Genomic DNA, 19,228 nt, shown 5'->3' on the forward strand with positions numbered 1-19,228 from the left:
AAGGAAGAAAGGAACGTGTCTATGCTCAGTTCAGAAATTTCGCCGCCGCGCACGCAGACAGAAGCACAGGTGCGCGTCGAGAACATCTCTAAAGTGATTGCGAACAAAGCGGCTCGGGCCGTTATTCTGGACTCGATCTCGTTTTCGATTCCGCCTGGCAGCCTCTTTGCCATCAACGGCCCATCGGGAAGCGGTAAGTCCACGCTGCTCAATATCCTGACCGGCATCGACCGTCCAACTTCGGGGCGCGTCGTGTTCGCGGGCCAGGAACTGCGCAATATGAGCGAGAATAAGCTGGCGAAGTGGCGTGGGCGCAACGTTGGCATTGTCTTCCAGTTCTTCCAACTCCTGCCAACGCTGACGGCTCAAGAAAACGTCCTGCTGGCGCTGGAACTCGGTGGTCTGCTGCCGCGGCGTCAATGGAGCGAGCGATCATTAGCATGCCTGGAACTGGTCGGTTTGAAAGAGTTCGCGCGACGCCTGCCGGGCGAACTCTCCGGCGGCCAGCAGCAGCGTGTTGCCATAGCGCGCGCGCTGGCCAATGACCCGCCCGTACTGGTCGCCGATGAGCCGACCGGCAACCTGGACTCAAAGTCTGCCTTGCAGGTGTTTGAAATCCTTGAATCAATGACCCAACGCGAAAAAACGGTCATCTACGTCACTCATGATCGCGACTTAGCGGCTCGCGCCCGGCATCGCATCGACCTGCTCGACGGCCGCATCGTCACGCCTGTAGGCCCCGATTTATCGTGGGCATCGCCGGTTCATCGGCCTGGGAGGGAAAACTCATGACGGCGCTGACGAAAAAAGTCTTTAAGGATATTGGGCATCGCAAGCTGCGCACCATCCTGACCATCCTGGGCATTGCCATCGGCATCCTGGGCCTCTCGGCAATCAATATCGCCTCGAACCAGTTTCGCAGCAGCTTCGACTATAGCACCAACATCACGACGCAGCCCGATATCATCTTCTATACCTCTCCGACCAGCGCGTCGTTGGCGCAAACACTACAACAGCAGCCCAACGTCAAAATAGCGCAGGCCCAGGGGTACATCAATACTTCCTGGTATACCAACTCACTGCAACTGCCTTTGCGCATCATCGGCGTGGTCGATTTCCAGCATGTGCAGATCAACAAGTTCGAGCTGGTCGAGGGGAGTCTTCCCGGCCCGAATCAGATTTTGCTCGAATATAGTGATAAGGCGCTAAGCAACGTCGGCGTCGGCTCGCAAATAGCGGTGCAGATTGGTGGTTCGTATCGCAACCTGACCGTTTCCGGCTTTGCCCGCACAATGGGGCTGGCGTCTGCATCCATCGTGCAGCGCGCGCAGGGATATATGAACGAAAGTGACGTTGAAACGCTCTTCTCAACACCGGGCGTCACCTCGTTTCTCATCCGGCTGAATAACTACGACCAGCGGGACGCTACCGCGAAGCAGCTTGCGCAGGTCTTGAATGACCAGCACGTGCTGGTATTCGCCACCTATGTTGGCCGCGATACCAGCGTCTCAAGTGTCGCCGACGGTTTGTTTGCCATCATGAACGTCCTCTCGATTATCGCCATCTTGCTCAGCATCTGCCTGCTGCTGGGTACGGTCATGACGCTGGTCACGGAGCAGATTCCGTATATCGGCACCATGAAGGCTATTGGGGCGACGAGCGGCAAGGTGATGCGTCATTATCTGAGCCTGGTTGCCATCTATAGCGGCATCGGCACGCTCATCGGCCTGGCCATTGGCACATTTGGTGGCTATGCGCTTGCCAACTACCTCGGTGGACTGGTCGGCCTGGATATGGGGCCGCTGCAAATTACTCCTTCGCTGATTATCGAAAGCGTATTGATCGGTATAGGTATTCCGCTACTGGCAGCAGCTATTCCTGCTTACATTGGTACGCGCATCTCGGTTCGCCAGGCCTTGAGCGGTTACGGAGTGGAGAATGGCGCCGGGCAAACCGGCGGCTGGTGGGCGGCTCTCTCACGTCGTGCGTTGGGCATGTTGCCACAGACGATGCAGTTTGGCGCGCGCGGCCTCTTTCGCAAGCGTATTCGTACCGTCCTCACACTGCTGATCCTGATCATCTCAGCAGCAGCATTTCTCGCCGTGCAAACGGCCAGCTACTCCTTTAATACGTTCCTGGATCAGATATCCAGCACCTATCATTTCGATGTGCTGGCTGCCACCGCCGACCCGCATCCGTTCAGCACGTTCCAGCACGTCCTGAGTACCATACCCGGCATCACCCAGATTGAACCGTTGACCCAGGACCAGGTTTCGACGCAATGGGGCAATGCCGCGTTGACTGGTCTGCAAATCGATACCCGGCTCTATCAAAAGCAACTGGTCGCCGGTCGCTGGTTTAACAGTAGCGATCAAAACGTCGCCATCATCAGCCAGGATGCTGCCGCTAAATCGGGCCTCAAGGTCGGCGATTCGATCACCATCAGTATCAACTCGGCCAGCGCGACCTGGCGCATCATCGGCATCGCCACCGACTACAGCGGCATCGGGCCGGGCAATCTTGGCGTGGTGATCGCTCCCATCGCGCAAATCGACGACTTCATGCACCTGCCGTCGGACTACAGCGAATTTGCCATGATAGCGTCCTCGAATCACTCGACAACTGCCGTCGATGCGCTGGCAAATCGTGTCAATACCACCATGAGCGCCGCCGGCCTGCAGCCGAATGTCACTACATCCAACCAGTTTGTGCAGCAGAGCAAGAGTACGTTTCAGATTATCTACACCTTGCTTGATCTCGTGGCGCTCATTGTCGCCATTGTTGGGGCCATCGGACTCGCCAATACGCTGGCGATGAGCGTGCTGGAGCGCAGACGCGAGATCGGCATCTTGCGTTCCATGGGAGCGACCGGCAGGAAGGTTGCGCAGGTGTTCTGGACAGAAGGGACGGCGCTAGGTACCCTTTCCTGGCTATTGGCGCTGATTATCGGCATACCCGCCGCCTACGGCTTCGTGCAGGTACAGGCGCATTACCTGGCCCCCGTACCATTCTCGTTCAACTTTCTGAACCTGGTATGGATGCTGGTCATCATTCTGCTGATCGCCTCGCTTGCGAGTATCGGCCCCGTATTCAGCGCCGCTCGCGTGAAAATCGCCCAGACCTTGCGTTACGAGTGAATGAGAAAAAAAGGAGCTACGCATCATGAACAGGGACGAGAAGGAAGATACCACCATCTATAAAGTGGTCGTCAATGCCGAGGAACAATATTCAATCTGGCCTGCCGACCGTGAGAATCCACGCGGCTGGCGGGACGCGGGCAAAACCGGCTCCAGGAGCGAATGCCTGGACTACATCAAAGAGGTATGGACTGATATGCGCCCGCTCAGTCTGCGCTAACTGTAGGGGCCGATTGATCGCGCCCACCGCCGATTCATCGGCTCTGAAAGGTAACAGAACTCATTTGCCCCATAATTTGGGTTAAAAATATGGAGTAACGCCATGCCATCTCTATCGACAACAGCTACAACCGCCTGGATTTTTGGAGCAAGGCCCAATCCGCAGGCCCGCTTTCGCCTGTTCTGTTTCCCCTATGCTGGGGGCGGCGCGTCGATTTATCGCACATGGCTGAATGGATTGCAGGCCGAAGTCGAAGTCCTGCCGGTTCAGCTTCCTGGACGTGAGAATCGCCTGAAAGAGTCGCCTTTTGACCGGTTTGAGTCCTTGCTGGAGGCCCTTGTCGAGGCGCTGCATCCATTTTGTACCGTTCCTTTTGCGTTTTTCGGGCATAGCATGGGGGCGCTGGTCAGTTTTGAACTGGCGCGCTGGTTGCGCAGGCAGTATAGTCTCCTTCCGGTGCATCTTTTTGCCTCGGCCTATCGCGCCCCGCAAACACCGATTGTAGGGCCGCTGCTGCACACGCTGCCGGAGCCTGCCTTAGTTCAAAAATTGTTGCAACTCAATGGCACGAGCCGCGAGGTTCTGGAGAACGATGAGCTGCGGCAATTCCTGCTGCCCATCCTGCGCGCGGATTTTGCCGTGTGTGAAACCTACCATTATGAACCTCAAGAACCGCTCGCCTGCCCGATCACTGTCTTCGGCGGCTTGCAGGATACAAGGGTCAGTCGTTTTGAACTGGCTTTATGGCGCGAGCAGACCTGCAGCCGTTTCTCGCAGCGCATGCTCCCCGGCGACCACTTTTTCTTGCAGAGTGCCAGGGCCTCACTGCTGCAAATCATACGACAGGAACTGAATGCATACCTGATATCCTGATAAAGGAGAAACCATGTCGATACACATATCTGCGGAAGAAAATGCCTCGCTGGCCGAGTTGCAGCACACTCCGATTGATACGGTGCTGAACATCATCGACCAGGGGCTGGTGCATCTACCCTCGTACCGCGAATTATATTATCGCTGGGAACGCCAGCAGTGGCGCGCGCAGGATATCGACTTTGTGCCTGATCGCATTCAGTGGGAACTGATGCCGGATGAGGAGCAAGAGGAACACCTCTATAGCATCGCTTCCTTCTTCCAGGGCGAGGCGAGCGTCACAGATGCGCTTGCACCCTACGTGATCGCCATGCCCGAAGAAGAGATGCGCATCTATGTCACAACGCAGCTGGTTGACGAATCGCGGCACACCATCTTCTTCGCGCGTTTTTTCAGCGAGGTGCTTGGCATTGACGAAGGGCTTCTAGAAGAATCCCTGGCCTTCGCGCGCCAATATATGAATGTGCAGATGCGCTATATTTTGATCGACGCGCTTATGGAGATGGCCGACCGTATCCGCTGCCAGCCTGGCAATCTCCATCAATTGATCGAGGGCGTTACCCTGTACCACGTGATTATCGAAGGCACCATGGCTCTGGCGGGCCAGCGTAACCTTTTGGAGACCTATCGCCAGGATAACCTCTTCCCGGCCTTTCGCAGCGGCTTCACCGCCGTCGCGCGTGACGAATCGCGGCACGTCATATTCGGCGTGAAGTTCCTGCGCGATATGCTCAAACGCGACCCTGAACATGCACACGTAGTACGCGCCGCTCTCGAAAAATATGCTCCCCCGGCCCTGGCTGCGTTGCGACCACCCGATGACGTGATTCCATCGATGCTGGCCATGAATCTCGACCCCTGGACGACGCAACGGTACGGCCTGGAATCGCTGCGGAAAAAACTCAAAGTCATTGGTTTGTCTATGGAATTACCCGCTGTACCTGGATTCGAGGATGTTCTGTCAAAGAGTCAATGAGAGGAGCAATCTATGAATCCCATATTGATGGCTCCCTCGGATGTTGCCGATCTTACTACAGTCGAACTCCGGCAACTGGTAGATCAAATCGGCGGCACTCCTTTAAAGCCAGTAATACTTGTAATCGAGGGCAGAGCGCGCAAGGTCTATCTCAAACTTGAGGGCGCGAATCCAACCGGTTCGGTCAAGGATAGGACAGGCTCTGCCCTGGTAAGAGACCTGGAAGAGCGCGGCCTGCTCAAAAAAGGCTCGGTCGTGATTGAATCCACCTCAGGTAATCTGGGTGTGGCGCTGTCCATGCAATGTAAGGCCAGGGGCTATGATTTCATCGCCGTCGTCGATCCCAAGACTACACAGGAGAACATTACCAAAATGCAGTCGCTTGGCGCGCAGATCGATATGGTAAGCACTCCTGATGCGAATGGCGGCTACCTGCTCTCGCGCCTGGAACGCATACGTCTTCTATGCCGGTGCTTCTCGCATTATGTCTGGACAGACCAGTACTCCAATCCGGCAAACCCATTCATTCACTATACGACCACAGGGCCTGAGATGTATCGTCAGATGAACGGAAAAGTAGACGCGGTCTTCGTACCTGTCTCCACAGGTGGCACGCTTGCCGGTGTCGGGCGCTATTTTCGTGAATGCAGTCCATCGACCGCAGTTGTAGGAGTGGATGCTAAGGGGTCGGTCGTCTTCGGCACGCCACCCGCTCCACGCAGGCTGACCGGCATTGGTTCCTCGCGTCCTTCCAGCTTTCTCACGCGCGACCTGTATGATGTGCATATACTTGTGGGAGACGAAGAGGCTTTTGCCTGCTGTCGCGCCTTAGCTACCAGAACAGGCATTCGAGCAGGTGGCTCAAGTGGGGCGGTACTCGCAGCCTGCGCGCGCTATCTACAGCTTCATCCAGAAATACAGGACGTAGTCTGCCTCTGTGCGGACGATGGCAACAACTACGCCGCCTCGATTTTTAACGATGAATGGCTGCGGACGCATGGATTGTATGTTTCATCTGATTGCCCCTGGCCCATCCAGGATATACTTCGCGCTTAAAACACACTGTATGGACGCTATTCTCAAGGGAGCGAGCTATGATAAAGCATCAAGATGACCGGATTCTCTACCTGGCAAGCAGAGATGTGCAAGAGGTCTGTAAGGAAATCGATAGCGTGGCTGTGATACGCGAGGTGTTCAAGCTGCATGGTTCTGGCCAGACAATCCTTCCCGACGAGGCCTACCTGGGCTGGACAAACGCAAAAGGCGAGAGCGTCCGAAGCCTGAACATGCCGGCCTATGTAGGCGGCCCATTTGGCATGGCCGGAACCAAGATCATCAACGGCAATATCGCCAATCCTGCGCGCGGCCTACCGCGTGCGAGCGGATTGACGCTGCTTTTCGATCCGGTCACGGTGCGCGTCGTTTGTATGATGGAAGGCGCCTATATCTCCAGCCTGCGTACTGCCAGCGTCACTGCTCTCTCAGCAGACCTGCTGAAAGGCAGGGAGATACAGACCCTGGCCATCATTGGAGCAGGCGTGCTGGCTCGCGCGCACATCGAACTGCTCGTCATGCGACTTCCCGGCTTGCGGCACATACGACTATTCGACCTGGAAGAGCAGCGAATCGAGACGCTACAGCAACAAGTGGCTTTCATACTGAAATCGAGAGGCGTAGAGATGCAGGCAACGAAAACTGCTGAAGAGGCCATTCGCCCGGCGCAATTGATCGTCCCCGTAACCACGACGACCCAGGGCTACATCTCATATGACTGGCTGCAACCCGGCTCGCTGCTCGTCAACATCTCGCTTGATGACCCCTTGCCGGAAGTGGTACTTCGCGCCGATAAGGTAATCGTGGATGACTGGAACCTGGTGAAAAACGATCCTCGTCGCCTGGTCGGACGCATGTACCGGCAAGGGAAGGTCATCGGGCCTGACGATTCCATTGAAGCCACAGCAAGTGGCAGACGTCGCATCGATGCGCAGTTAGGCGAGATTGTCACCGGTGCGAAAGCAGGTAGAACCAACGAAAATGAGATCATCCTGGTCAATCCCTTCGGACTCGCCATCGAGGATGTCGCTCTGGCCATAGAAGTGTACCGGAAGGCGCGGAAAATGGGTATGGGCGTGGAGTTGGAACGATAGTACGTACTTGTTTTCTAAAAGGGTACGTTCACTTTTGCAATGTTAATGGTGGGGAGCATACAATAGGCTCATCTAAGCTACTGTTCAGATGAGCCTATTGTATGCTCCTGGTGAATCACACCCCGCTCCTCACCCCCGCAGCCTGCAAGAATCCCCTCTTCACCATAAACGAGAGATACGTCTGTATCAGGCTGGCATCGCCGGGCGGGCAGGTGATCGACGTGCCAGATAGGCCGAGCTGCGTATTGCGGTTGTCGAATTCCAGTTTGGGAACCGGGGCCTGCTCGGTTGGCGCTCGCTTCGGGAAAAGTGGGGCCAGGGGAGCCAGCGCGTTATCGGTCGAACCTTGTGTGGCACGTTCCAGTTCCGCGAGCCAGGCCTCGTATTCAAGCTGCCGAACTTCGTAGCCAGAGTCATTGATCCACTTAATCAGGTCGCTGACCCTGGTTGTAGAAGTATTGAAGAGGTGGAAGGCCTGGCCCAGCGAGGCTTTGCGCTTCGAAAGTGCGACGATGGCCTGGCTGACGTAGTCCACCGGGGTCATTTCCAGCGTTTCGTCCGCGACGAACATGGGAACGCTGCCAAGCTGGATACATCCCATAATCATGCGGCACAGCACATCGTCCGTTCTCCATGCTCCCGTCTTGCTGTGGCCCGTAATACGACCGGGACGGTAAATGGCGACGGGCAATCCACGCGAACGCGCCGTTGTCACCATCTTTTCGGCCACCCATTTGCTCTGCGCGTAGCCCCCGCGCATATGGGCGCCATGCTCGTCGATAGGCTCCTGCTCTTTAACGCGCCGCACGGTTGGAGAATCCATATGAGAGTAGACGCTGAGGGTCGAGACGTAGTGCAGCGGCTTGATCTTACCGTGCGCTGCCAGCCGTATTACTTCCTGCGTGCCAAGCACATTTGACGCCTTTAGCTCCGAGTACGGGTAGAGCATGTTCACCAGCGCGCCATTGTGATAAATGACATCCAGCCGATTCGCGAGCTCCTCGAATGCGTGCCTCGAAAGGCCCAACAATGGTTGAGCCAGATCGCCGGGTATCGGTTTGATGCGCTCGCGATAGGCCGGTTGCCAGAGCAATAAGCCGGTAAGGCTGCGTTCCAGTTTCTTCATGCCCTCCTCGGTATTGGCGGCACGCACAAGACAATAGATATCCGCGGATGTCTGGCTCAGAAGTTCCGCCAGTAAAAAGGCTCCCAGGAAGCCGGTGGCGCCCGTCAGCAGGATGTGCGCGGGAGTGGCAGTCAGTTCGCCCGGCCAGACTTCAGGGCAGACCGCGAGATCGAGCGCGGCTTCGCTGTGCATATCGAAGGTGGGCAACTGCGTCTCCGCTGCCGGCGACCAGAGAGAGGCTTCATGTTGTTGGCGGCTCAACATCTCGGCCAGCGCCTCAATTGTCCTGCCCTGGAAGATGGCCGCCAGCGGCAGGCGTTTCCCGAACTGCTTTTCGATCTGAGATACCAGGCGCACCGTCAAGAGGGAGTGACCGCCGAGGTCAAAGAAATCGTCATGCACTCCGATACGCTCCACACCCAGTATCTCGCTCCAGATGGCTGCCAGTTCCTGTTCGATAGGTGTGCGTGGGGCCACGTATGCTACCGCCAGTACCGGCCTGGATTCATCGGGAACGGGTAGGGCTTTACGATCCAGCTTGCCATTGGGCGTCAGGGGAAGAGAGTGCATGAATACCCCCGCGGATGGCACCATATAATCGGGCAATTTCTCTCGCACGAAGTGCTGCAATTCCTCAAAGGAGATGGACTCTTCGGCGTGCAGCACGACGTAGGCTACCAGGCGCTTATCTCCCTCGACATCTTCGCGCGCCACCACGACCACATCGCGCACCGCTGGATGCTGGCCCAGTACGGTTTCGATCTCCCCCAGCTCGATGCGGTAGCCACGCAGTTTGACCTGGTGGTCGACGCGACCCAGGAATTCTAACGTGCCGTCAGGCCGGTAGCGAGCCAGGTCTCCCGTCTTATAGAGCCGCGTACCACCCTGAGATTGGGATGCAGTGAAATCGTTTGCATCGAAAGGATTGGGTATGAACGTTTCAGCCGTGCGCCGGGGGTCTGCCAGGTAGCCGCGACCGACTCCCGCGCCGCCAACATACAATTCGCCCACCACGCCAATTGGCACCGGCCTCAAGCGGCGATCCAGCACATACAGCCGCGTATTGTTCACGGCTCGTCCAATCGGCATGTAGCCCTCGGACTCAGCAGGAACTTCATAAATCGAATGGTGCGTCACGTCGTCGGAACACTCGGTCGGGCCGTAGGCATTCATGAGCGGGCAATGGGGATAAAGGGCCAGCCAGCGGCGGCACAGGTCGGTGGGCAGCGCCTCGCCGGTAGGAACGAGCCAGCGTAATTCACGCAAATTCGGGCGAGTTTCCGCACTGCCTTCGTAGATCTCCAGCATGGCGCGCAGCAGCGAGGGAACGGTTTCCAGAATGCTCACACTATCTCGCTCGACTTCGATGAGCAGCCGCGTGGGGTCGTGCGCGATCTCGTCGGGGTAAATGCGCACGCTGCCGCCGACCAGCAGAGCGGCCAGCATTTGCCAGACGGAGATATCGAAGCACTGCGAGGCTGTCTGGGCCACAATGTCGGTATCGGTCAATTCTAGCGCGTCGATTTTCGCGTAGAGGTGATTGATCATGCCGCGCTGCTCGACCATCACGCCCTTTGGCGACCCGGTCGAACCTGAGGTGTAGATGACATAGGCCAGGTGGCCAGGGGTATTGCGAACCGGCAAGTTTTCCGTCATCTGCCCTTCTTCGCGGAAATCGTCAAGGTAGACGATTTCCGGGCGCGTCTCCGGCTCCATCTGCTCTATGACTTCTGAAAGCGTGGGGGCGAATTCGCGTGTAGAAAGGATGATGCCACACCTGCTATGTTCGAGGACGTGACGCAGGCGGGCCGGTGGATGATGCGGATCAAGTGGCAGGTAAGCGCCTCCCGCTTTGAAAACGGCCAGGATGGCGGTCAGCAGAGGGATGCCGCGTGGGGCAAGTAGAGCGACAAGTGTGTCCGGCCCAAAAGTACGTGTCATGCTGAGCGCAGCGAAGAATCTGGGTTGGGGTAGGCCGAGATTCTTCGCTGCGCTCAGCATGACATGAGCTACCGCGTTGGCTCGCCGGTTCAATTCGGCGTAGGTCAGCTGCTCTTGCCCGCACGTCACGGCTAGCGCTCCTGGTGTTTGTTCGACCTGCGCCTCGAACAATTCAGCGAAGCAGTACTGTGAAGGGTAATCGACCGCGGTATCGTTCCACTCGACCAGCAATTGCTGTAGCTCTTGCTGTGGCAGGAAGGAGAAGTCTGTGATGCGCTTTCCGGCATCGCTTATGATTTCTTGTAGCAGCGTCAGATAATGCTGCTGCATGCGCTGGATGGTTGGAGTATCGAACAGGTCCGTGTTGTAGCGCAGTTCGCCGATAAGCTCATCGCCTCTTTCCCACATCGTCAGGTCCAGGTCGAACATTGCAGGCTCGTCGTCCAGAACTAAATTCTGCTGCTTGCTCGCTGCGATTGCATCCCCTTTCCTCAAGCCCGCTGTTTCGCTATCAAGTTTTAAGGCGCTCAAGGTCAGTCCCGGCAGGCTTACCTGGCCACGCGGGACGTTTTGCAGCGCGAACATCACCTGCGTCAGCGGATTGCGGCTCAAATCGCGTTCCGGCTGGAGTTCTTCCACCAGCTTTTCAAAAGGCAGGTCCTGGTGATCGTAGGCGCCGAGGGTGACTTCGCGTACCCGTTGCAATACTTCACGGAAGGTTGGATTGCCGGAGAGGTCGGTACAAAGTGCCAGGGTGTTGATAAAGCAGCCGATCAGGCCCTCAAGTTTCCTATCGGTGCGCCCGGCGATAGGGATGCCAACGACGATGCGCTCCTGTTCCGTGTAGCGATAGAGCAGAGTTTTGAAGGCGGCGAGCAGGGTCATGAAGAGCGTGACTCCCTCGCGGCGGCTGAACGCTCTCAATGCCTCGGTTAATTCTGCCGGCAAAACGACCAGTTGGGCCGCGCCACGAAATGTTTGTACGGCGGGACGCGGCCTGTCGGTGGGAAGTTGCAGAACAGGAAGACCGGTCAGTTGCGATTTCCAGTAATTCAACTGTTCTTCCAGCACTTCGCCCTGGAGCCAGTTCTGCTGCCAGATGGCATAATCGACATATTGGATGGGCAATTCCGGCAGCGGCGATGGTTGCCCGTAGACATTGGCGGTATAGAGTTCGCATAGTTCGTGAAACAGAATCTCCATCGACCAGGCATCGGAGACGATATGGTGCATGGTGATCATCATGGCGTGATCGTCTGGAGCCAGCTTCAGCATCGTTGCGCGCAGCAAGGGACCGCGGCGCAGGTCAAAAGGCTTGCGAATTTCCTCTTTAATCAGGCGGCGCAGCTTGATCTTCTGCACGTCCTGTGAAAATCCCTGCAAGTCCAGTAGCGGCATGCTGAAGGATATGCGGGGAGCAATGGCCTGTACGAGGATGCCTCCCACCACTCTGAATGTTGTACGCAGCACCTCGTGGCGGCGGATGATCTCGCGCAGTCCGTTCTCCATTGCCGCCACATTCATTTGCCCGGTCAGGCGTACCGTCATGGGAATGTTATAGACGCCTGGTTCCCATTCATTCAGAAACCACAGCCTGCTCTGGGCAAACGACGCGGGGAAAAAGGAGAGTTCCTCTTCCCGTACTTCAGATTCGTGCTGCCTGCTGTCACCATTATAGGTGCTGTTTGTGGCTGTTGTATCAGTGAAAGATTCCATCATATTCATCCTTTCGACAGTACAGCATCCAGATGGTCGTGTTCATCTCTTACTGGCCCTCTTCTTCTAAAGGTGATCGCTGGATACGATGCGCTTCCCTGGCAACCGCTACAAGCGAGGGCTTGCGCAATTCATCAGTGCGAGTCTTCATCTTTTCGATGGCTTCCGCGACTCCTGCAATGGTGGGTGTCTTAAAGAGGACGCGCAAGGGCAATTCTACCTCGAAGGCATCGCGGATGCGCGCGACGACCTGGGTGATGAGCAGCGAATGCCCCCCGGCCTCAAAGAAGTTATCGTGAATGCCGATGCGCTCGACTTCAAGCACGTCGCGCCATATTTTCGCTAGCTCCTCCTCGGTAGGCGTGCGCGGCGCTACAAATGCTGCCTGTGAAAGCGCATCGACCTGATCCGGCGCGGGTAGTGCCTTGCGATCCAATTTGCCATTCGCCGTCAGCGGTAGGGCGTGCATCATGACGAAGGCCGAGGGAACCATATACTCCGGCAGTATATCTTTCATATAGCCAGATAACTCGTCACTCTGAAGATTCTGTCCCGGCTGTGGAACGATGTAGGCGATGAGGCGCTGGTTGCCAGGAGTGTCCTCGCGTACCAGTACGGCGCACTCGCGAATGGCAACGTGCCGACTCAACACGGCCTCGATTTCTCCTAACTCGATGCGGTAGCCGCGCAGTTTGACCTGGTGATCGATGCGCCCAAGGAATTCCAGTGTGCCATCGCTGCGGTAACGAACCAGGTCACCGGTTTTATACAGGCGCGCGCCTGATTCATTGCTGAATGGATCGGGAATAAAGGCCTCTGCTGTGCGCGCTGCCTCTCCCAGGTAGCCACGTCCAACGCCTGCGCCGCCAACATACAGCTCCCCGCTGACTCCGACCGGCACCGGCTGTAACATCGCATCCAGCACATAAGTGCGCATATTGGGAATGGCGCGTCCGATGGGTATCGTTCTCTCCGTTTCGGCGGGTGGCCGGGAGATGGCGTGATGCGTCACATCGTCGGAACACTCGGTCGGCCCATAGGCATTCATGAGCGGGCAGTGAGGATAGCGTTCCAGCCAGCGGTGGCAGAGGTCTACCGGCAGTGCTTCGCCTGTTGGAATGAGCCAGCGCAGGGACGAGAGCGCGGGTTTGCCGGTTGCATCAGCTTCCGGTGCGTCCAGCATAGCGCGCAGCAGCGAGGGGACGGTTTCCAGAATGCTGATCTGCCATGATTCCACCTCGGAGAGCAGGCGCGCGGGGTCATGCGCGATCTCATCAGGCAAGATGTGTACCTGCCCACCGACCAGCAGGGCGGCCAGCATTTGCCAGACGGAGATATCGAAGCATTGCGAGGCCGTTTGCGCCACATCGTCTGCATCAGTCAGTTGCAGCGCGTCGATTTTGGCAAACAGGTGGTTCAGCATGCCGCGCTGCTCGATCATGACACCCTTGGGCGTGCCGGTGGAACCGGACGTGTAGATGACGTAAGCCAGGTGGTGCGGCTCTGCCACTGGCTGCAAATTCTCCATACCTTGCCAATGCCGATCCAGCATATCTTCAAGCGTAAGTATCTGGGGGCGTTCAGCGAGTTCCGTTACGGTAGCGTTGATTTGAGCAACAAATGACTGAGAGGTAAGCACAAGGGCCGTGTGGCTATGTTCTATAATGTGGCGCATGCGAGCAGGCGGGTGATGTGGATCAAGTGGGAGATAGGCGCCGCCTGCTTTAAAGACGGCCAGGATAGCAGTCAGCAAGTCGATGCCGCGCTCGGCAAGCAGGCCAACGAGCGTATCCGGGCCGACTCCCAGCGCGCGCAACTCGTGAGCAAGCCCGTTGGCACAGCGGTTCAATTGCCGGTAGGTAAGAGCCTCCTGCTGGCAGACGACAGCTATAGCGTTTGGGGTGCGCTCGACCTGGGCCTCGAAAAGGGCAGGGAAACATTGCGCGATGGGATAGGCCTTTTCAGTTGCGTTCCACTCGTTGAGCTGTTGTTCCAGTTCACTTTCAGAAAGCAGTGGAAAGGCAGTAATTTTCTGCTCGGGATTGGCGACTATCATTTCCAGCACGCGCTGGAAGTGCCCGGCCATGCGCTCTATCGTGGACGCTTCAAACAGGTCGGTACTGTATTCGATGAAACCGGTCAATCCCTCTGGTGTTTCTTGCAGACACAATGAGAGATCGAACTTGGCGGTGTTGTTTTCTAGCGCGACCTGGCTGATGGTGAGTCCGGCCAGTTCCTGGTCGGCCAGGGGCATATTTTGCAGGATGAACATGACCTGGAATAAGGGATTATGGCTCAAGCTACGTTCAGGCTGCAAATCCTCGACCAGCTTCTCGAAAGGCAGGTCCTGGGAATCGTAGGCGCCCAGCGTGACCTGGCGCACACGTTTGAGCAGCGCACGGAAGCTGGGATGACCGGCCAGGCTGGTACGCAGCACCAGTGTGTTGACAAAACAACCAAGCAATCCCTCAAATTCGGGACGGGTACGCCCGGCAATAGGCGTGCCGATGAGCAGGTCTTCCTGGCCCGAATAGCGATAGAGCAATACCTGGAAGGCAGCCAGCAGCGTCATGAACAGCGTGACGCCTTCCTGCCGGCTCAGGGCCGATAATTCCTGACTCAAAGATAAAGGCAGTCGCAAGGGCAGGCGTTTGCCCCGGTAGGTTGAGACGGCGGGCCGGGGATGATCGGCGGGCAATTCCAGGATGGGAAGATCGCCACTCAGTTGCCGTTTCCAGTAGGCCAATTGCCGGTCGAGGCGGCCAGATTCCAGTTCGCGTCTTTGCCAGCGCGCGTAGTCGGCGTATTGCAGCTTCAACTCTGGCAGGGGTGGTGTCTGCCCGGCAGCAAACGATGAATAGAGGACACCGATTTCTTTGACGAAGACCTCTGCCGACCAGCCATCGGTGATGATATGGTGCATGATGGTGAGCGAGACGTGTTCCTGCTCGTCGAGTTGCAAGAGGACGGTGCGCCAGGGCATCTCTCTTTCGAGATGGAATGGGCGCTCCAGCTCTTCTTTCACCTTCCTCTGTACAGCGGCCTCGCGTTCTGCCGCCGGTATGCCGCGCAGGTCGATGAAAGGCAATGTCAGATTCAGGTGAAAGGTGGGATCGATGACCTGCACGGCCTGCCCATCGATCATCGGAAAGGTGCTGCGCAGGATTTCGTGCCGGCGCGTGATCTCTCTTGCGGTCTGCGTGAGCGCCTCGACGTTCAACTTGCCGCGCATATAGACGGCTATTGGCTCATTGTAGGCGGAACTTTCTGGCTCCAACCGCTGTAAGAACCAGAGTCGCTGCTGCGCGAACGATAATGGTGCCGGGCCGCGCTCTTTTTCCTGTGATGGCTCGATTTCAGGCGGTTCAAGGGTTGCTGTCCTGCCTGCGGGAGATGCCGGAACGCGCATATAGCGCAGGCGTTTTTCCAGCAGCGCCTGCTTCGCGGCGGAAAGCTCGGCGCGTCGTTTCAAGAAGGTATCCTCTGTATTCATAGCTGCTCTCTTCTCTTTTCAAACGCTGGCCGATCAATCGGCGATGGGCGCGATGAATCGGCCCCTACCTTGGCTGGCCGATGAATCGGCCCATACACGACTGGACAGCGTGGACTGATGTTTGTCTATTCAACAATCACCCGCACGTAGGGTGGAAATGGCTGGATATGGCTCAGATCATTTTCGAAAATCACCAGGTTGCCGTTCTGCTCTACCTCTTTGAACCCACCAAATTTGTAGGTGATGTACATCATGCGGTTGCGGTCGGTTGGTACGAATTCGGCGCGCAGTCGCACGCCCGCGTCCTTTGCCTGGTGCAACAGGTAGTTGATCAGGATGGTTCCGACGCCACGCGACATGACGCGGCACGACATCAGCAACAATTTGATGGTCCATACCTCCGGCATGCATTCCAGCAGAGCCAGCCCGATCTTGCCATATGTGCCGAATCGGTCATCGAGGCCGGCTATGAACAGTTTGTGCGTGTCCGATTGCCGGAAGGCGTTCAGTTCCTCGTAGGAGTAGGTGTAGCCGGTCGTGTTCAACTGGTGCGTGCGCACGGTCAGTTCTTCCGCGCGCCGCAGGTCCTCTTCTCGTGCTTCGGCGAGAGTAAAAACCATGTCCAGCGTGGCAAGGAACGCCTCGTTGGGACCGTTGAAGGCTTTTTCGGCCCTGTCCCGTTCGATATCGCTCAGGTACATCAACCGCCGCTTGCGCGAGTCTTCAGTGATAAAGCGCGGATTCATTTCAGGCATAGCCAGTATCGTACCAATGTCCCGCGCATTGATGCATAATACCTGGGGCAGCGTAAAAGCTATCTCTGCCAGTTCGAAATCCGAATCGTCAACAAATGCGAGCGTATCGATGCCGATATTAATCGACTGCGCAATCGATTTGAGCGAATCGGCCTTGGAATTCCAATGGATTTGCGGGTAGAGAAAATACTCGCGGATGCCAAGTCCCTCGAGCTTGCACATAGCTATGTCATATTCGTTTTTACTGGCGATGGAGTTCAAAATGCCCCGTTCGTCCAGGGTCTTGATGACATGTATGACCTCGTCTCGCAATAAGACCTGTTCATCCTCTAACAATGTCCCATCCCAGAGCGTGTTATCGAGGTCCCATACCACGCACTTGATCGATTGTTTCTTTGCCTGGCTAGAAGCCTTGCCCGGCATTTGCTCGCTGCTCTCGATTGAATCTGCCGCGGCAAGGTTCTGAACCGCGTTGCCCGCCATCGTTCTCGCTCCTTTCTTAGTTGATCAGTCGCTATGCATTTAATTTGAGCATGACTGAGTTGCCTGTGAGGCCTGTTTCCTGGTAGCCATATCTGGCGATGGTGATCTGCTGGATTTGCGTACTGCCCTCGATAATCTCCATGACCCGCGAGTCGCGCAGGTATCTCTGCACGGAGTATTCTTCGCTGCAGCCGTTGGCGCCATGAATCTGTACCGCGTCGTTGGCGGCCCTGGCAGCGATGGTAGAGGCGAAGTACTTGGCAATCCACGTCTCCATGATGGTTTCCGGGTCGCCGCTCTCCTTTAGATACCCGGCCTTACAGCACAGCAGGCGGGCAGCTTTCACATTCGTAATCATATCCGTAATCATTTGCTGGATGAGCTGGTGTTCCTTGAGGTAGGCATCGAACTGCCTGCGAGTGCTTGTGTACTTGAGCGATGCCTCCAGGCAGGCTTGAGCAATTCCGACGCATCCCCACGCCACACTATACCTGCCTATATCAAGGGCCGAGGTCGCGACCGACGCCAGGCCGAACCCCTTGCCACCAAGGAGATTCTCACGCGGTATGCGGCAATCATTCAGGCGAAGTTCTGCCAGCATCGACGCCCTTGTACCCAGCATGCCCTTAATAGGCCTTCTTGAGAATCCCGGTGCGTTCTTATCTACCAGAAACGCGGAAACTCTGCCATCGCATTGCGCGAAAATCAGGAAGAGGTCGGCGATTTGCCCATAGGTTGTCCATTTCTTTGTGCCGTTGAGAACATAGTAATCGCCGTCGAGCCGCGCTGTTGTCTCGATACTTTTGGCATCGCTGCCGGCATTGGGCTCGCTCAGGCCAAAAGCTCCAAGCATTACGCCACTGGCCAGGTCCGGTAGCCAGCGTGCTTTCTGTTGCTTGTTGCCCCAGCGCAGTATCGCGTGTGATACCATGCTATGCACGGTCAGCAGGCTGCGGATGGAAGAACACCCGCGCCCCAGTTCTTCATTGAGCAGGCCGAAGGTAATCATATCCATGCCGCTGCCACCATACTCCGGTGGAGTGAGCGCCCCCAGAAATCCTTTCTGCGCTATCTTCTCAATCAAGCCAGGCGGAGTATATTCCTCCCGGTCGTTTTGATCGGCAATAGGGATGATCTCTTCTTCCACGAAGGCGCGAAATGTCGCCTGTGCCTGCTTCTGTTCGGGTGTGAGTTCGATTTTCATGATCGTTTGGCCTTATACCGTCATTTGTGTTGTCGTCTTGCGCTCAACCAGGTGTACGATAGCGTTGATGGTGCGGAAATTCTCGATATCCAGGTCTTCGTTTTCAACGCTGATGCCGAACTCGTTTTCTACGAACAGCACCAGTTGCATGGCGAACAAGGAGTTGACAAAGCCCATCGCGAAGATGTCCTGGTCATCTCCCAGGTCAATGTTTTGAAAAAAGCGTGCCAGGAATGCCTTTGTTTTGCTGCGAATGTCTTCCATTGTGTTGCCTTTCTTTTCTATGAGTAGCTGTAAAAGCCCTTGCCGCTTTTGCGACCATAAAGCCCCGCATCTACCATCTTTTTGAGCAGGGGGCATGGACGATATTTGCTATCGTTGTAGCTTTCGTACAGCACTTCGATGGAGTAGAGGATGGTGTCGAGGCCGATCAGGTCTGCTGTTTCCAGCGGCCCCATTTTGTGGCCGAAACACGATTTGAAAATCTTATCCACGTCCTCTGCCGGGGCCACCTGGTCCTGTACGAGGAAAATGGCTTCGTTGACCGTGAGCATCAGCACGCGGTTCGAGACGAAACCTGGCATATCATTGACGATTACGCACTCTTTGCCCATGCCTGCCAGCAGATTGCGCGCGGTCGCAATCGTCTCTTCCGAAGTGTGGTAGCCGCGAATGACTTCGACCATCGACTTCATCGGGACGGGGTTCATGAAGTGCATGCCAATGACCTGTGACGGGCGATGCGTTACAGAGGCGATGCGCGTGATGGAGATGGCGGAAGTGTTAGCGGCAAATACGCAGTGAGCCGGGCATACCGCGTCGAGTTGCCGGTGTACTTGCTGCTTGATCTCCCATTTTTCCGTCACATTCTCGATCACGAAATCCGCGTCGGCGAACGGCGCGTAATCGTGAGTATAGGTGATGCGCTCAAGGATGGTATCGATGCTCTCCTGGCCCGCGCCTTTATTGAAGAGCCGCGAGAAGCGCACATTCTTGGTGATTTCATCGCGTGCATGTTTCAGGATTTCGTCCGAAACATCCAGGAGAATCACCTTATAACCGGACTGGGCCAGGTTCTGTGCGACACCCACGCCCATCACCCCGCTTCCCACCACACCTACGATGCGTATATCCAACTTCAGACCTCCTTCCAATAG

General features: G+C 56.4%; 13 protein-coding genes. 7 read left to right on the plus strand and 6 right to left on the minus strand.

The features are described from left to right. Positions 1-21: 21 nt before the first annotated feature. From VFA09_14960 to VFA09_14990, 7 genes are all read left to right on the plus strand, one after another. Positions 22-792 carry an ABC transporter ATP-binding protein gene (locus VFA09_14960; protein HZU68575.1) on the plus strand — a complete coding sequence of 257 codons (771 nt, stop codon included), beginning with the start codon at positions 22-24 and terminating at the stop codon, positions 790-792. Then, positions 789-3,137 carry an FtsX-like permease family protein gene (locus tag VFA09_14965; GenBank protein HZU68576.1) on the plus strand — a complete coding sequence of 783 codons (2,349 nt, stop codon included), beginning with the start codon at positions 789-791 and terminating at the stop codon, positions 3,135-3,137. Before VFA09_14960 ends, VFA09_14965 begins: the two co-directional genes overlap by 4 nt. Before the next feature lie 25 nt (positions 3,138-3,162). Continuing rightward, positions 3,163-3,357 (plus strand): MbtH family protein, encoded by a 195-nt coding sequence (locus VFA09_14970; GenBank protein HZU68577.1) that lies wholly within the window; start codon positions 3,163-3,165, stop codon positions 3,355-3,357. 102 nt (positions 3,358-3,459) lie between these two features. Next, positions 3,460-4,230, plus strand: a complete 771-nt coding sequence (locus VFA09_14975) for a thioesterase II family protein (protein ID HZU68578.1) — start codon at positions 3,460-3,462, stop codon at positions 4,228-4,230. A gap of 13 nt (positions 4,231-4,243) precedes the next feature. Beyond that, a complete protein-coding gene (locus tag VFA09_14980; protein ID HZU68579.1) occupies positions 4,244-5,206 on the plus strand; it encodes a ribonucleotide-diphosphate reductase subunit beta in 963 nt (320 codons plus the stop codon). Between the two features lie 12 nt (positions 5,207-5,218). Beyond that, positions 5,219-6,262: a pyridoxal-phosphate dependent enzyme gene (locus VFA09_14985; protein HZU68580.1), complete on the plus strand. Its 1,044-nt coding sequence runs from the start codon at positions 5,219-5,221 to the stop codon at positions 6,260-6,262. A gap of 38 nt (positions 6,263-6,300) precedes the next feature. Further along, positions 6,301-7,353, plus strand: coding sequence for an ornithine cyclodeaminase family protein (locus VFA09_14990; protein ID HZU68581.1), 1,053 nt, complete (start codon positions 6,301-6,303; stop codon positions 7,351-7,353). Between the two features lie 115 nt (positions 7,354-7,468). Here the strand turns inward: VFA09_14990 and VFA09_14995 are convergent, their stop codons facing one another. The 6 genes from VFA09_14995 to VFA09_15020 form a co-directional block, all read right to left on the minus strand. Next, positions 7,469-12,139, minus strand: coding sequence for an amino acid adenylation domain-containing protein (locus tag VFA09_14995; GenBank protein HZU68582.1), 4,671 nt, complete (start codon positions 12,137-12,139; stop codon positions 7,469-7,471). Between the two features lie 46 nt (positions 12,140-12,185). Continuing rightward, positions 12,186-15,629 (minus strand): amino acid adenylation domain-containing protein, encoded by a 3,444-nt coding sequence (locus tag VFA09_15000; GenBank protein ID HZU68583.1) that lies wholly within the window; start codon positions 15,627-15,629, stop codon positions 12,186-12,188. A 125-nt stretch (positions 15,630-15,754) separates the two neighbouring features. Further along, positions 15,755-16,867: an HAD-IIIC family phosphatase gene (locus VFA09_15005; GenBank protein HZU68584.1), complete on the minus strand. Its 1,113-nt coding sequence runs from the start codon at positions 16,865-16,867 to the stop codon at positions 15,755-15,757. 31 nt (positions 16,868-16,898) lie between these two features. Further along, a complete protein-coding gene (locus tag VFA09_15010; GenBank protein ID HZU68585.1) occupies positions 16,899-18,071 on the minus strand; it encodes an acyl-CoA dehydrogenase family protein in 1,173 nt (390 codons plus the stop codon). 12 nt (positions 18,072-18,083) lie between these two features. After that, positions 18,084-18,335 carry an acyl carrier protein gene (locus tag VFA09_15015; protein HZU68586.1) on the minus strand — a complete coding sequence of 84 codons (252 nt, stop codon included), beginning with the start codon at positions 18,333-18,335 and terminating at the stop codon, positions 18,084-18,086. 17 nt (positions 18,336-18,352) lie between these two features. After that, positions 18,353-19,207 carry a 3-hydroxyacyl-CoA dehydrogenase NAD-binding domain-containing protein gene (locus VFA09_15020; GenBank protein HZU68587.1) on the minus strand — a complete coding sequence of 285 codons (855 nt, stop codon included), beginning with the start codon at positions 19,205-19,207 and terminating at the stop codon, positions 18,353-18,355. Between the last annotated feature and the right edge of the window lie 21 nt (positions 19,208-19,228).

It is taken from the genome of Ktedonobacteraceae bacterium (assembly GCA_035653615.1).
Classification (GTDB): Bacteria; Chloroflexota; Ktedonobacteria; order Ktedonobacterales; family Ktedonobacteraceae; genus DASRBN01.